12 protein-coding genes are annotated in these 15,840 nt (G+C 37.2%); 2 read left to right on the forward strand and 10 right to left on the reverse strand.

Annotation, left to right across the window (positions count from 1 at the left end; genetic code table 11):
* Positions 1-2 precede the first annotated feature (2 nt).
* The 8 genes from E8Q33_RS10275 to E8Q33_RS10310 all read right to left on the reverse strand — a co-directional run bounded on the left by E8Q33_RS10275 (position 3) and on the right by E8Q33_RS10310 (position 8,768).
* Positions 3-1,004 carry a glycosyltransferase family 2 protein gene (locus tag E8Q33_RS10275; protein ID WP_247870041.1) on the reverse strand — a complete coding sequence of 334 codons (1,002 nt, stop codon included), beginning with the start codon at positions 1,002-1,004 and terminating at the stop codon, positions 3-5.
* Positions 997-1,521: a serine O-acetyltransferase gene (locus tag E8Q33_RS10280; RefSeq protein WP_136554580.1), complete on the reverse strand. Its 525-nt coding sequence runs from the start codon at positions 1,519-1,521 to the stop codon at positions 997-999. Before E8Q33_RS10280 ends, E8Q33_RS10275 begins: the two co-directional genes overlap by 8 nt.
* Positions 1,522-1,524: 3 nt before the next feature.
* Positions 1,525-2,508, reverse strand: coding sequence for a glycosyltransferase family 2 protein (locus E8Q33_RS10285; protein WP_136554582.1), 984 nt, complete (start codon positions 2,506-2,508; stop codon positions 1,525-1,527).
* Between the two features lie 23 nt (positions 2,509-2,531).
* Positions 2,532-3,893, reverse strand: a complete 1,362-nt coding sequence (locus E8Q33_RS10290; RefSeq protein ID WP_136554584.1) for a hypothetical protein — start codon at positions 3,891-3,893, stop codon at positions 2,532-2,534.
* Between the two features lie 22 nt (positions 3,894-3,915).
* Positions 3,916-4,833: an NAD-dependent epimerase/dehydratase family protein gene (locus E8Q33_RS10295; protein ID WP_136554586.1), complete on the reverse strand. Its 918-nt coding sequence runs from the start codon at positions 4,831-4,833 to the stop codon at positions 3,916-3,918.
* 21 nt (positions 4,834-4,854) lie between these two features.
* Positions 4,855-5,982 (reverse strand): glycosyltransferase family 4 protein, encoded by a 1,128-nt coding sequence (locus E8Q33_RS10300; RefSeq protein WP_136554588.1) that lies wholly within the window; start codon positions 5,980-5,982, stop codon positions 4,855-4,857.
* A gap of 164 nt (positions 5,983-6,146) precedes the next feature.
* Complete coding sequence (locus E8Q33_RS10305) at positions 6,147-7,334, reverse strand: glycosyltransferase (RefSeq protein WP_136554590.1); 1,188 nt, start codon at positions 7,332-7,334, stop codon at positions 6,147-6,149.
* Between the two features lie 153 nt (positions 7,335-7,487).
* Positions 7,488-8,768: a polysaccharide pyruvyl transferase family protein gene (locus tag E8Q33_RS10310; RefSeq protein ID WP_136554592.1), complete on the reverse strand. Its 1,281-nt coding sequence runs from the start codon at positions 8,766-8,768 to the stop codon at positions 7,488-7,490.
* 247 nt (positions 8,769-9,015) lie between these two features.
* Here E8Q33_RS10310 and E8Q33_RS10315 point away from each other — a divergent pair, with 247 nt between their 5' ends.
* Positions 9,016-11,106 carry an SUMF1/EgtB/PvdO family nonheme iron enzyme gene (locus tag E8Q33_RS10315; protein WP_136554594.1) on the forward strand — a complete coding sequence of 697 codons (2,091 nt, stop codon included), beginning with the start codon at positions 9,016-9,018 and terminating at the stop codon, positions 11,104-11,106.
* Between the two features lie 96 nt (positions 11,107-11,202).
* On the opposite strand, the gene E8Q33_RS10320 is transcribed toward E8Q33_RS10315, so the two are convergent.
* Positions 11,203-13,026 (reverse strand): ABC transporter ATP-binding protein, encoded by a 1,824-nt coding sequence (locus E8Q33_RS10320; RefSeq protein ID WP_136554596.1) that lies wholly within the window; start codon positions 13,024-13,026, stop codon positions 11,203-11,205.
* Positions 13,027-13,471: 445 nt separating this feature from the next.
* Here E8Q33_RS10320 and E8Q33_RS10325 point away from each other — a divergent pair, with 445 nt between their 5' ends.
* Entirely contained in the window at positions 13,472-14,392 is a 921-nt protein-coding gene (locus E8Q33_RS10325; protein ID WP_136554598.1) for a glycosyltransferase, read from the forward strand.
* A gap of 36 nt (positions 14,393-14,428) precedes the next feature.
* Here the strand turns inward: E8Q33_RS10325 and E8Q33_RS10330 are convergent, their stop codons facing one another.
* A complete protein-coding gene (locus E8Q33_RS10330) occupies positions 14,429-15,460 on the reverse strand; it encodes a glycosyltransferase (RefSeq protein ID WP_136554600.1) in 1,032 nt (343 codons plus the stop codon).
* Positions 15,461-15,840: the final 380 nt, after the last annotated feature.

Below are 15,840 nucleotides of genomic sequence, written 5' to 3' on the forward strand. Positions count from 1 at the left end.
ATTTATTTGTATTCGATTAACTTGCTCTGCTGCCCACTGGCATGATTTCGTAAAAATGATAAAACTCCAACAAGCTGCGGCCATTTGCCGAGAACATTAGATAGCGCATAAAGAAAGCTTAGATAAAATGAATCCAGCTGTTTTGTATATTTGAAAGCTAAACGGATAATTTGCAGCGGATATAACAACCATAAAATCAAAAGATCATCATCGAATAAGCCTAAAAGAACAAATACCAGAGGAATTAATGCCGCCCAAATGACGATGCTTCTCGTATCTTTTTTTCTAAAATGTTCCTGCTCATTGCCATGAAGAGCATAGCTTTCCGCATAAGCATGGCCTGCACGTTGATTACGTTTCCACCACTGACCTATACGCGTCATAGCCGCATCATGTAATGTCATTTCGGCATCTAATCGCATAATTTTCCAACCCAGCTGACGCATTCGATAACACATCTCAGGTTCTTCACCGGCAATTAAACTATCTCGATAACCATTGACGGCTTTTAGTGCAGAAATTCGAAATAAAGCATCGCCTCCACAAGCTTGAGCCTCACCCGGCGGAGTATCCCATTCAATATCACATAACTGGTTGTATATACTTTTGTGCGGAAACCGTTCTCTTCGTCTACCACACACTGCAGCAAAAACTATGTTTGCCTGCATAAAAGAAAACGCTTTGCTCAACCATTCAGGCTGAACTTCACAATCTCCATCTACGAACTGTACATATTCAAGTTCAGGATGTTGCTGAAGTAATGCCCCCAGACCCGCATTACGTGCTCTTGCGGCTGTAAAAGATTGTTTCATATCGAGTTGAATTACGAGAACACCAAGGGATTCAGCCATTTCAACACTGCCATCAGTGGACCCAGAATCAACGTAAACAATATGTTTCAAGCCTGTTTGCAGGGATTGCAGGCATCGTCTCAAACGCTCGCCTTCATTTCGTCCGATTGCTACAGCACCTATGGAGTTACTAAACGAAACTTGTTCAGTCAACTTGAGCCCCCTCAAACTTCGCATTAATAACTCTTGCCGGTATTCCAACCGCAATCGCATTATCAGGAATATCTTTAATTACTACAGCGTTCGCACCGATAACGACATTATCGCCAATGTTTACTTTCCCTAATATTTTTGCCCCGGCCCCGATATTAACGTTTGTACCGATTATCGGTGCTTCAAGCGGTTTCTCAATATGACGATTTCCAATTGTCACCCCTTGACGAATAATGCAACCATCACCAATCACTGAATTTCCATGGATAACAATGCCGTGTTGATGCTCGAAGGTCACGCCCCTTCCCAATTGAACTGTATATGGAAGCTCAATACCGTATTTAAAACGCACATGCTTCTCCATCTGACGATAAAGAAAGCTCAATGGCATCCTTAAAAATTTTGGCTGAACTTGCATGCGCCAACGACCAAAGCGATATACCAATAAAGTACGAAAGCCAGCATGATTGATAGATTTATGATTCGCAGCCCAGTCTGACTTAACATTCTCGAACATAATTTATTTCTTCAGCCATGAGAGAAAAATGCTATTACGCCAAAAATCCCACAACATAAATTCGGGATCAGTATCCTGCTTTTGTTGAATAAATCGTCTTAACCGCCAAATACTAAAACCAATTCCCCAGACCAAATCCGTCGACATGGTATATAACACCCCATAATTCTTACGGAAATAATATTGGCGAGATTCAAACCAGTATTTTGGGCGTCTTCTACGCGTAATGCTGCCACTTACAACACCAGTACTCTGTCCGACATAATGTGTCACACGACTTTGAGGAACGTACCAACATTGCCAACCTTTTCTTGCTGCTTGAAGACAAAAATCGGTTTCTTCAAAGTAGAGAAAATAATTCTCATCCATTAAACCAATATCTTTGATCACTTCATAGCGAATCAACATACTGGCTCCAGCCACCCAGTCAACTCTTGTGGCACTCTCAGGAATAGCAATTGAAGTCACACTCCAGGTTGGGAAAAGACGGTTTAAAAAACCAAGTCTTAAACTCGAGACAAATTCACTGCGAATTGATTGAAAACGAAAAGCTGAACATTGTACAGAGCCATCTTCAGATTCAAGCCGACTGCCGGCAATTCCGACATCCGGGGTTTTCTTCATAAAATCCAACAAGGGCTCAATAGCCGGTTTATCCATCGAGGTATCTGGATTTAGCAACAAGACAAATTCCGGTGTTTGACCGAATTGCTCAGTCATGCAGGTTATTGCAAGATTGTTTCCATATGAAAACCCACCATTATTTGTAGATGGTATCAATGTCACAGATGATTCAAAATAATGTTGTTTTATGAAATTAGCAATTTCACTGACAGAGTTATCTCCTGAGTCATTATCAACTATACAAATGTGATCACAATCAGTATCAATCTGCTTGATCAAATCGGGTAACAGTTCGCAAACCAAAGCTGATGCACGATAATTAACAATGCTAACAATCAACCTGGGTGATTTTGATGTATCCATCGATCTGTTAATCCCTTTTTACTTTATTTTTCAGTAACTAAATCTTGTTTTTCACTTATCGCTTTTTGTCTAAATTCCGATCGAAGTTCAAATACCCTTCCAAGCAAAGAGCCCACTAATAAAAGATAGAGAGGATTAAGCGAAGCGTTAGGCATCTGATCCAACAAAATAATCGAGACTATTAATGCGTGTGCAGCCAACAATGCTCGTTCTTTATTGTCCATGGTTTTATATTTTTTTTGAATTTTGTATGCCATCCAGATAGGCAAAACGATTAACAAAAACTCGGTTAAAAACCCAAACCATCCCCTGATGCCAATAGTCAAGATCCATTTTCCATCGGTGACACTTAAATCTTCTCCAGTTTCAGGATCCAAGACCCTATTACGTCCCCAACCACCCCAACCAAAAAAAGGTTTAATACTTGCTCTGTCCAATAACATATTTTCGTTTTTAAAACGAAACTCTAGTGATTGTCCACGTTCTGGATTTATCGAATAGGCAAAATCTACAATATCATCGTGAGGGAAAATACCCATCGAACTTGTAATCGGATAAGTCATAAAAAGCATGGCAATCATGACTGAGGCTTGATGCATTTTTTTGGTTGATATAAAGGTAATCATGATAAACAAGAACAAACCGAAAATCAGTGCTGCAAGACTTTTCATAAAGATTAACGCAATCAATATGAGCAAAATCATTAACTTGTTATCAACTGGTAAAAAACGGTTTTTATTCTTATTTATAACAGCCCAAACCCCAAGACCAATCGCTAAAAATAATGCAACAAGTAAACCATGCCCCATAAAGACAATTGCTCTGAATCCGCCACTTCTAACTTGCTGTAACCAAGAACTAGGAAAGAACCCATAAAAAATATTATGCAACTGTGGACTCATCCGAACTTCATACAGCGCTAAAAGCGCGTATATCACTGCTGCGATAGCAAAATATTTGAACAAAACATACTGGCTTTCATAATTACGAAAATATTTAAAACCAATTAGAAATGGCAGAACGTATAAAAGATGCCCCACACTATCGGATAAGCCATCGTAATAAGTAAGTCCGGGGAGAAACAGATAAGAACCTGGATTATTAAAAACTGTAAAAAATGGAGCAATAATAAAACCGATAATTAGAAACTTAAAAAGCCCATTTAAAGAGCGATACCCAAGTTCTCGTCTTGTAATGAGCATATAGGCTAAAAATGTCATGGAAGTGACGGAGAATTTAGTAAAGGCAGGAATACCAGGCAGGTTTATTTCAAAACCTGCAGGGAGAAACATATAAGCACCCAACAAACTTAAAAGTGCCCCTTTTGAAAAGCCATATCGATTGATAAACCAAAGAACAAATAATGGCCATACTGAAATAGCCATATAAGCGAAGAAATTGGGCATATTAACTTTGTTTTGTTGATTGGTTTACAAAATTAGATACCGTATCGACAATACCTGCATCTATTTCAATCGATGGTGTCCAACCTAAAATCTGCTCTGCTTTTTGATTATTAAGCACCATTTCCGGAATATCAAAATCCCTTTTGTCCTTATAAATAACATCCAATTTTTTATTGGAAATTTTCTCAACAAATTCAATTATTTCATTCAATGAATAGCCTTTACCACTGCTGATATTGAAAATATCAGAGCGTTCCAACTTTAGTGCGCTTATTGTTGCCTTAACGACATCATTAACATGAATGTAATCTCGGATAACAGAACCATCTCCCCAGATTGTTAATGTCGAATCGCTTAACGCCATATTTATGCATGTACCGATGAATCCTTGGACACCCATGCGTCGTTGGCCGGGCCCATAGGGATTTGAAGGTCTCAGCACAATAGAAGTGAAACCATACAACTCTGAGTACATATTCAGATACTTCTCTATTGCAAGCTTAACAATTCCATAGCTGCAAACAGGATCGGTGGGATGAAGCTCATCCATGGGACTAATCTGTGGATGACCATACACTGTGCCTCCCGATGAGAAATAGATGATTTTATTTACACCACTATCACGCATAACCTCTAATAATTTAATGGTATTTATCAAATTACCATTTACATCGCTTACAGGGTCTTTATTGGATGTGCTCGGAACTGAAGTACTGACCAAATGAACAACAACATCTATGCCTATTAAGGCTTCGGATAATGTCATGACGTCGTTGAAATCAATCTGGATAAACTCAACACTACGATTTGAGACTGGGGCGGAGCGATCAAGCACCCTGACAAAGTGTCCTTCGGATAAAAGCCCCTCAACAACATGGGCACCAATAAACCCTGCTCCGCCCAATACCAATACTCTCATCTCAATTTATTCCCAATTTATTTAGTATTGCAGCGCGCGCGCCTGTGCAACTTTCGGCCATAGAAAACTTTCTGCTCGTTGCCTTGATGATATCGCAAGTTTTGATCGTAATGATTTATCATTTGCGAGTTTTTGGATTGCGGTTACCCAAGCGTCCTTGTCGTGAGTTGGTAAAATATAGCCGTCAATATTATCGCGAATCACTCCATCACCTGCCATAGGTGATACTAGACAAGCTAGCCCAGCACCGATTGCCAGATAAGTTACCAAGGGACTTCCTTCTTCAAGGCTAGGCATAATAAAGACATCGGCATTTTTATAATGTGTAGCCAGATCATTAGTGAATGATACGAACTCAATTGAAGTTTCGTCTCGATAACGATTTACAATGCCCTCTGCTGCAGGTTCGATTTTGCCAATCACTTTGAGCTTCCCTTCAACACCCGCTGCTTTCCAGTACTCCAAAAGCAAATGAATACCTTTACGGGGAATGACACTGCCGACAAAAAGCGCTGTAATAGCACCCTTTTCATCTTTAGAGTCAGATTGTTCTTTTATATCGAGTAAATCGTTTTTATCTAGTCCATAAGATGTTTCAATAATCTTATCTTTGTCAAAATGCATTTTTATTAGTGACGCCGTGACTTGGGGGCTGGGACTAAATACAAAATCAGCGAGTTTTAATTTGGCAGATTCATCTTCGATATCTGCAGTTGATATTGTGTGGGTCTGGATCCCGCCGAGCAAGGCAGATTCTTTGTCGAGGATATCTTTAGCGACCTGTTGATGACAATTCACAAACTCAAAAATAATACGCTTGTGTTTCTTTTTTAGTTGTTTAACAACATCAATTGAACAACCTGGCCAAAGGTAAGCAACGTCATAATCTGACATACGCTTGATAAATAGTCTGTCAACAAGTTTAACCAGTGTTTCAGCGGATAGAAATTTTGCTAAAAGTTTATATGTCCATTTAGAAAAAGCCTGTTTCACATGTACCGAATCGTTGGCATATTCTGATTGCATTGAAAATATATCTGAAATAATTTCATTGCTATTCATCCCAATAGTTAAAGATGTAGCGGCATAACCAATTCCATATTTTCTGATGTAAGAAGGCCGGTAAGATAAAATTTTGGTCTTCTTCATAAAGGCTCCTGGGGTACTGTAAAACTTATAGAAAGTTCATATATTTAGTTAATGCCTTAATTTTAGAGCGAATTCCATATTCCCTTGGCATAAGAACAGTGCTTTGAAAATCTTACTCAAATAGAATTTCCAAAATTAAAACCATCATTCATCGATAAAATATTTTATTGGATTAATGTTTGGATTGTATTTAAGGATTCTTGATAGGCCTTCTCTATGTATATCCGTGATAAGTTACCTTGTGATATGCGTAACTTTTCATCAGTCAGTAAATTAATACACGTGTCTGAAAATGATTTCTCATTAAGTTCTTCACAGTAAACACCTTGGCCTACGGAAGACTCTATACCGGAAACACCCTCTTGAGTGGCAACCACTGGCATCCCATACGACATTGCCTCCACTGTTTTAATTTTCAAACCACTCCCAGTGACACAAGGATTAATTATCAGTGCACATTTATTATAAAAATCATCAAATAAACGCTCTACCCGTCCCAAAGCCAATATACCTGATTCAGTCGAATCAAACTTAACATCACCAGCCACCAACAATTGAGCTGAGGGAATATTATTTTTTATTCTGGGCCATTGCTTATGGATGAAAATCTCCAGTCCTTCACGGTTATGCGCATTATCAGAACCTACAAACCCGATAACTGGAGCCTTGTTATTCAAGTCACATATTTCTCTAGGAACATCCAGCACGTCTACTTTGCAGATAGAGACTTCTCTTCCTTTTAATAAACGTTCAAAAAAAAACTTTTCAGTCTCCTGTATTGCAATAACAGATCTAAAAGCAGAAAGAAGCTTCCTTTCCTGAGAAGCAGTCAACGTCCACCACAATCCTCCACCATTCGTTTTTCTGATTTTTTTATTTCTATCTGTAAAACAATCATGTGTTTCAACTGCTGTTGGAATAGTATTATTTAAGCTTCGAATTAATGGAGCCGTAAGAACATATTCTCCAATTATAAAATCTGGTTTTATATCTTCAATTAGAGCTTTGAATTCATTCAGCTCGTCAGAGTTATATAACTGCCATGGCAGCATAAAATCTTGAAATATTGCGTAACGTCTTAGACCTTTCCTTTTAAGGTATTTCCAGCCCCTATTTAAGATTGTACCGCGCAGTTGATTACCTTGTTTCATGCAGTGATAGCGCTCTCCAAAGAGAGATTTCATAGCATCACCTTGACGTCGATCAGATATTTCTTTTATTGGCGCTAAAATGAAATGCACTTCCACGCTCATTGACTCGAGAGCTTTTATAAACTGGGCAATACGCGCACTGTTTCCAGAATAGGCAGGAGCACAGACTACTGGACTGACTATTACGACTCTCTTATTCATATAACTTCTTAATTAAAATGCCAAATAACTAAACAAAAAAATTATTTTGTAAGCTGATAGCCTGCACAATAAAACAAATACTTACTTTCAATGCGTTTGTAATTAATACGCAGTGTAAAAGTTAAGCAAACATAAAGCTAACGAAGAGCCATATCAGGATATGAAATTCTTCTCTGACAATTCAATTACCTTAGGTTTTTTATCTTTCACTTGTTGTCTGAGTGAATCAAGATCATCAACAAATCTGATGAATTGATCAGCAAGTTTTTCAGGCTCGTCAAAATACTCTATAGATAATAGTAAACTTTTGGGTAAGTCAAAATGACGGTACAAGCCTTCAAACTTATCTTGGTAAGTGAGACTTAAAACCGGAACCCCCATTCCCAACGACGCGATTGCTAAATGCATTCTTCCAGTAATAACCCCATCAAGCAGACCGGCAATAGCTTTTAAGTCAGCAGCTGCATGTTCTCCTTCGAGATAAAAGCAACGAATTGAATTATTGTTTTTTAACTGTTCAAAGATTGGTTTAAGACAGCGGGCATCACCATCCTCACCGCGGTAATCATGTGGGATCAACAAATAACTTAGGTTGCTGCGTTCTGATTGAGTTAGGTTTAAGGCTTGAACGGTTGAACTAACGAGCTTTGCAACATCAGATTCACTTGCCTTTTTGATCAACATGGGATGTACATTTATACCAAGCAAGATGCGATTTTCGCTGCGCTGCTTTCCAACCCAATTCTCAACATCTTTAGGAACATTACCAGGTTTAAGCATAAAGGCTGCATCAGCAACAAGTGTTGCACTAACTTTTGAAAAAGCTGCCAGACGTTCAAATGAAGTTTGATCTCGCATATTTAAACGGACTCGTGCATCAATTTTATTGAAGAAACGAGCCAATTCAGGCTGTGGATGATTATTAAAACTAGCCCCAAGAATTGTGGCATTAGTACCGTGTTTTACAGCAATGTCTGCAGCCATTAATGCCATCGCAGGATGATCCAAACCATAATAGCCATCCATAATATCGGCACCGAGAATAAATAACTCGGCATACTCATTACTTGCAAATAATTGGGAAAAGAACTCAGGAAATTGGTTTAATCCTAGCCAGGGTAAAACGACCGCCTCAAACCCTTTATTTTTGACAATTTCAACAGCGCTATCTCTACAAAGCATATGCACAACGATGTCTGGGTTTAAGTTTTTGTTGTGATCGAGTAGTGAGTTTAACATAGCATTATCCCCTATTGAACCGACGATGGTCCTAAGGTCACATGGAAATATAAGGATCCGTGTTGAAGTGTTAGGTATTTTTTTATATGTGATTTTTTTGGAGACGCGATTCCATGCACGATGCACGGAGAGGATTTTTCGTATATTTCTAAGTTTTTTCTTAAGAATGCCAAAAATACATTTCATATCATTCATATTATAAATTTTTCTTTATTAAAAGTTTGAGTTAGGACAAGTGAATGTTATTTTAATAATTAAATCGAATTTAAAATTATCCCATAGTACATAATTTGAGCCTGTATTTAACACTCCTAGATGTCTAGCACTCTCATTCAATATTTGATTTGCTTATCGATAGTAAACGTTTAACAATATTGTTTCAATCTATCCAGATCCTATCAATCCATTGGAACTAATTCATGGAAAAGGTCACTTGCTGCTTATGAACAAATTTTTTGCAATATTTATTCTTTCGCTAATACTAATTCAACACGAACGAATTTATGCTGATACAAATTTAATAGAAGGTATCGAGTTTAAAACTATCCATTACCCTGGAAATATTGCAGATTTAGATACCAATTTAGGAGCTGTTGATAAAAATTTTTTTGCCGGTAAATATGAAATCACCAATGAACAATACGCTTTATTTTTGAATTCTGTAGCCAAAGAAGGAGATCCATTTAATCTATATACTCCACTAATGGAAGAACACTTTTGGGGAGGAATCATACGTCAACAGAATAATGATAAATATATCTATATTTCAAAGTTAGGTTATGAGCAACTTCCAGTTACTTATATTTCTTGGTTCGATGCCATAAGGTTTATTAACTGGCTTCATTATGGAAGACCAGCCCCAGGTTTCAGTGGGCTAGGGGTAACAGAAGGTACTGACTCTATTGGAGCCTATGACACAAGATATGGTGTCGTTGCCAGAACAAGGAATCAAAATGCAAAGTTTTGGCTTCCAACCAAAAATGAACGATACAAAGCTGCCTATTTCGATGGCGCTGCAGATAGGTATTGGAAATATGCAACAGGTAATGAATTACCTCTCTCCGACCTAACCTCAGATAAAAAAAGCGTGACTTACTTTGATGGGAATTGGGCCGCTCCTTTTCCACATTTATCTATAGTTGGAGCACATATCTCTTCTCCCAGTCCTTTTGGTCTTTTCGACATGGCTGGGAATGTAATGGAATGGTCTGAAGAAACTATCGGCATCAATAAAGTAGCTTTAGGCGGTTCAGTATTTATGAGTGAATCATCGTTATCACCGTCTTATTCGGATAGTGAAAGACCAGAACTTAAATTGTCTACTTTCGGTTTTAGAGTTTACGCCACACATGATGTTGTCGAGACTCCTTCCCCTACTATAGTTAAGTCAACACCCTTTGATGATACAGAGAACATTAGGATAATAAACGGCTACCAATATTTATTAGTCGATGATGCCGATTTTTATGAATTTAGCATTGATAAAAGAGGTGTTGTTAATTACCCGTATTTGATAGGTAGAACAGCAGTTACAAATCAACAATGGGTAGATATGCTAAATGAAATTGGCTATTCAAAAGCAATCGAATTTTGCCTATATAATTTAGCTATGACTTCAGGAGTCGCTGGTGGAATAGAGCTAAATATTGAGAAAGATTTAATAAACTTTCAAGTGAAACCTGGCTGGGGAAAAAGACCTATAACTTATATCAGTTGGTATGCAGCAGCTAGGTATTCAAATTTTCAACACTATAAACGTAAACGCGACACTAACATTGTTCATTCTACTGAGGGTTCTAAATATACAGGTGCATATGATACAACTCAATTTCCTGAATGCGGAGACGAATCGCATAATCCTTCGTTAATTCCTGATTCAAGAAATGATGGGGCGTTGGTATTTCTGCCAACTATTGATGAATGGTATAAAGCAGCTTTTTTTGATAGAACAAAATCGGGTGAATTTAAATATTGGAAATACCCAACTCGCTCTGACATACCACCAAACAATTTAGCTCCGCCAGGTGACAACCACAGTGCAAACTATCAGGTAGGTAATACACTAGGCGAAGGGGCACCATATTATGTATCTGAAGTAGATGCATATCCATATGCAAGAAGCCCATATAACACCTTAGGTCAAGCAGGAAATGTATGGGAATGGGTAGAAAGCTGGAGAAGTAAAGGTGAAGGAAATTGCTGGCGGTGTAGTGAATGGACTAAAGGTTTGATGGGGGGTAGTTTTAATTATATTTATATTGGTTTAAGTTCATCCAATATTGATCCGGGTGCAATGCACCACACATACCCTTTTTATGGTCTTCGACTGGCGGCTTCACCAAATGAAGATGGCTTTCTTACTCAAAAGCATCACATCAGCTTTATGGCTGTTATATTTCAAGAATTGAAGTACAGATTAAAAATGGCAGATAATAAAAACTTAATAATAATTGGCTTCCTTTTTGGATTGTTATTTTGTATCGTCTTCGGATTAATAACATATTTTTTAAAACTCTATACGTTAAAAATTTAACTAAAATCACGAATATAAGATTTACTATTGTTTGATATAGGATTGACTGCTCAGAGCTCTTTAGCGATCCTTTTTTAATAATATAACTTCTATAAATTATTCAGTTTCTGAAAGATTTGAAGGCTCGGCAAAGGATCTGAAATCAGAATTGGATTTCATTAACTCTTCAAATGTGCCTTGAGCTTTTACTATCCCTCTTTCCATCCAAACCAGATTATCACAACCCATGATCGTTGATAGTCTGTGGGCAATCATGATTATTGTTATTTGACCGTGAAGTTCATTCACAGCATCCATCACTGCTTTTTCAGAGGTTCCATCAAGGGCACTTGTTGCTTCATCAAAGATTAATAGGCTAGGTTTGTGATAAAGGGCCCTAGCGATACCAATACGCTGACGTTGACCACCACTTAAACGAATACCCCTTTCACCAGTTACTGTTTTGTAACCATGCTCTAATTCATTCTCAATAAAATCATGAATATTTGCCATTTTCGCGGCATATTCAACCGCCTCAATATCTATTTGGTCCTTAGGAATACCAAAGGCTATATTCTCTGTAATGGTGGAGTCAGCTAAAAATATTGTTTGTGGAACATATCCAATATCATTTTGCCATTGGCCTATGTTGGAATGATTGAGCTTGATACCATCAACAACAATATTGCCCTTTTGAGCTTCTAACAGCCCTAAAATAATGTCTACCAATGTGGATTTACCAGAGCCACTTGCTCCGACAATGCCTAAAGAAGTATTTTTCTTAATTTGTAAACTTAGATCCCGGACCGCTGGTTTTGGAGATTTAGGATAAGTAAAACTAATATCCTCAAGGATAACCTCATTATTAAACGCTAACTTGGTTTTATCTGGATTTTCAACGAGATTAGCGTCATAGGGTTGATCTGTTGTTCCTTTCAAATCTTCATAGAATAAATCTACAGCCGCTATATCGTGTTTTAATGTTGCTGTGGCTTTAAAAATCGCTTGCAATGCAGGCATTAACCTTATGCCTGCGAAACCATACAAAGCGATCATTGGCATGACGTCTTTTGCATTATCATTTACTGAAATCAAATAAATCGTAATCGCAAGTATTCCACCGAAGGCTACTGTTTCAACAATATATTTGGGTAATTCTACTGCCGACCGATTTAGTACCTGAATTTGCATTATTTCTTGAATAATCTTTTGGAACTCTTTGAGATAATGGTCCTGTCTACGCAAAACCATTAAGTCTTTAATACCGCCTAATGCTTCATTTATATTTCTATGTCGCTCCCCAAAAAGCACTATTGAACGATGTCCTATTTTCGCCAGTTTAACCCGCATGAGGTAGTAAATAATAAAATAAGCCCCCCCCATAATCGCAGCAACTAAAAGTGCCACATATGGGTCAACCAGAACCAATAAGATTATTATGAATAGACAAGTTACACCCTTAGCACAAATCTCCAGCGCTGACATGATTCCACCATTGATCACTCGAGGAACTTCAGAGATTAGATTTTTGATAAGTTCAGCACTGTTTCTTTCTAAATGAAATAAATAAGTTTCACCTAAATACCTGACTAAAAGTCGATAGCTAAATTTATGAGTAGTTTTCACCACAAATTTCATTGTCAGCCAAGTGGTAAATGCAAGAAAAGTGTTTGATATTATTAGTGTCAATAGAACAATCACGCCTAAAAACACTAAAAAATCATTTGCTTCGGAAATGCCTGAAAACTCTTTTAGATTAGAAAGGTATGTATTTGATTCAATGAGTTCTGGGTTTGTCGCCACACTAATAAAAGGAAAAATAGAGGCAATGCCTACAACTTGAACTAGGCCAGAAATAATGGTGATAAATAGAAATGCGATTAAAGTTCTTTTTTCAGAGGGAGAGAATTCTTTATATAGATTATTGAGGCTCCGAAACATACTTTTTCCTTGAACAATTAAACTCTAGTAGGGCTGAGTGTACGCAGATATCAATTTTCACACCGGATGTAAAAAATGAGGCTATATAGTTCTTATAATATCTTGAATAAATTTCATTTAGCTGTCACGCCTTAAAATATACATCGACTTCATCAGCGTCCATAGCACCAATGCTCGAATATTGATTTTGAAGGATTTTTTATCAATTTTGAGAAGTTATGTATATCAAACAACTTTTTTAACCATCTGCAAACAAATGATTCTCTGGTCAGTGTGCGCCTTTGCAGCTGTTGTGACTACTAACCATTTAGTACAAACGTGGGTTGAAAATCCGTAAACTATATAAAATTGTACACAAGACTATTTGCTATAACTGCTAATATCAAAATTACATTAGATTTTTTTAGTAAACTTGCAGAACAAATTAGCACATTATGGAGTTTAAATGTCGCCCCAGCCATTAGTCAGCATCGTTATCCCCTGTTACAACAGAGAAAATTACATTCAACAAGCTGTGGACAGTGCTTTATCACAAACCTATTCGAATATTGAAGTCATCGTTGTAGATGATGGTTCAAAAGATAATTCATTAGGCGTTCTATCAAATTATGGTGACAAGATTCAAGTTATAAGCCAGTCCAATAAAGGTGTCAGTGCAGCACGTAATGCCGGCTTTTATGCTTCAAAGGGCGAGTTCATTATTTTCTTGGATTCTGATGACTGGCTCTCTAACGATATCGTAGAGCACCATATTCTAACTGCAGAAAAATGGCCTGATGCAGACATTTATTGTGCAGATTCTAGAGGAGTAGAAGAAGATGGAAGTTTATCTCCGATTCTAAAATCTAGTTGGCCTGACCAACCTGGCACACCATTAGAATTATTTTTACTTTATCCACCACCCTTTCCTGCATGTGAAATGTATCGAGCTGAAACTGTGCGTCGATTAGGTTGTTATGATGAAAACATGAAAGGATTTGCAGATTCGGTATTAAGGCTGAATATAATCCTTTCAAAAGGCAAAGTGGTAAGGACAGAAGGTGGACATGCCGTTTATCGCCCAGTAGCTAACTCGATTACTAAATCCGGTAAGCTGCATTATTTTGCTATAAAACTGATTAATAAATTAAAAAAACACCCAAATGTCAAACAAGATCCATTTTTACGTAAACTAATAAAGCTACGTCTCCTTAGACACCGATTGCGAAGATGGAATAATGTGATTAGCTATCATTTAAAACCAAACTTAAAATCTTTTCTTAAACTCTCATATCACTTAGTTAAAACCATTAAAATGGATCCAGGTTTTATTAAGTTTATTGTATTTGACCATCCTTGGAAAAGAAAAGGCGAAGATATCTTTTAGGCTAAATTTGAACCCTCTTAAGGCCCATTTGATAATTTAGTTGAGAATCGATTCCACTCTAGTAATCAGTTCTCTTAGAAATTGACGCTGTTTTGTCCTGGAAAATAACTCTTCAAGCTGCTGTATTGAATGTAAATCTAACTGAATAGCTTCATTCTCGTATGCATCTATTGTTTCTATAACTTTTGTTGCAAACAGCTTGATATCGCCACAGGGCACCTCATCAAAACAAGGTAAGTGAAAATATTCCTTGTTTGCTTCACCTGTGTACCCAATTACTTTATTTCCTGACATAGCCGCCATTGCTGGTGGCATTGCCAAACCTTCAAACTCTGAGAAAGAAAGAAATATTTTGGACTCATAAAAAATATCGTAAACTTCTTGTTCAGTAACGCCATCAATCGGTACTATTTTCCAGGTATCCGGTATTTTTTCGTTCAAAAAAAACAGCACGTGCTGACTATGCTTCGCCAATTTGCGAGGCATATAAGTAATAATATTTTTCTTATCTCTAGTGGGTTGATATTTGTGTTTGTTTATTACGAAATACGATCTTATGACTTTTTCCGAACACTCAGGAAAAACATATTTTATGTTATCAATAGTATCGGTTGAATTGCCGATTATCAGCGAAGCATTTTGATAGGCATCTTTAAGCTGCGAAAAACTGCCATGATTTGAGCGAAGCTCAAGATCCATTAAATAGCCATTTTGTACATGAATGCCATATTTAATATTATTTTTGTATAAATCCGCTGCGTAGCGTAGGACCATTACCTCAGGCAGTATGACAAAATCCTTTTCTACATCAAATATAAAATCCCTTTTAAAAATGGAATTATGAGCAAATAGGTTTGGTGAGAAATTGATGTCAGAAGGATACATAACCATTGACCTCACAACACTATCTTCCAGCTTATTTATGGCATCGGAATGGTCATGTGCCACAATAACCCCACCACTGGGATAATCTGCTGCCGGTAGATAAAAAATGACGTTCTTAAAATTATCATTTTTTTTGAAATTTCGTAGTCGATAGCCGATGTGCATTTCTTGTAGAAATGCCAAGGATTTTTTTAATCTTCAGCTGATTTTTTTCTTCATAACATCCTTATCGTCAAAAGTGCAGCATCAGGTATTTGCTTATAGCTAAAAATGATTAGTTATTTAGAATAAGCTATTAAGTCTATGACTTTATCATATCTGCATTATTCTTAATTGTAGAGTCAAATTCATTAAATAAGAAAATCATACGTGTTTGCATAAAAAAAGGGTTGTTAGTGACACTAACAACCCTTTAGAGTTTGCTTTTTTTACATGTTTGACCTTTCCCCTGAATTAGTACCAGTCCCATGATGAGATTTGGCTACTTTATGCTGCCTGTTTAGCGTATTCAACTGGCGGCATGTAATTCAGTGAGCTATGCGGCCGGACATGGTTGTAATGCT

Source organism: Methylophaga sp. SB9B, assembly GCF_004832235.1.
In the GTDB taxonomy this organism is placed as follows: Bacteria; Pseudomonadota; Gammaproteobacteria; order Nitrosococcales; family Methylophagaceae; genus Methylophaga; species Methylophaga muralis.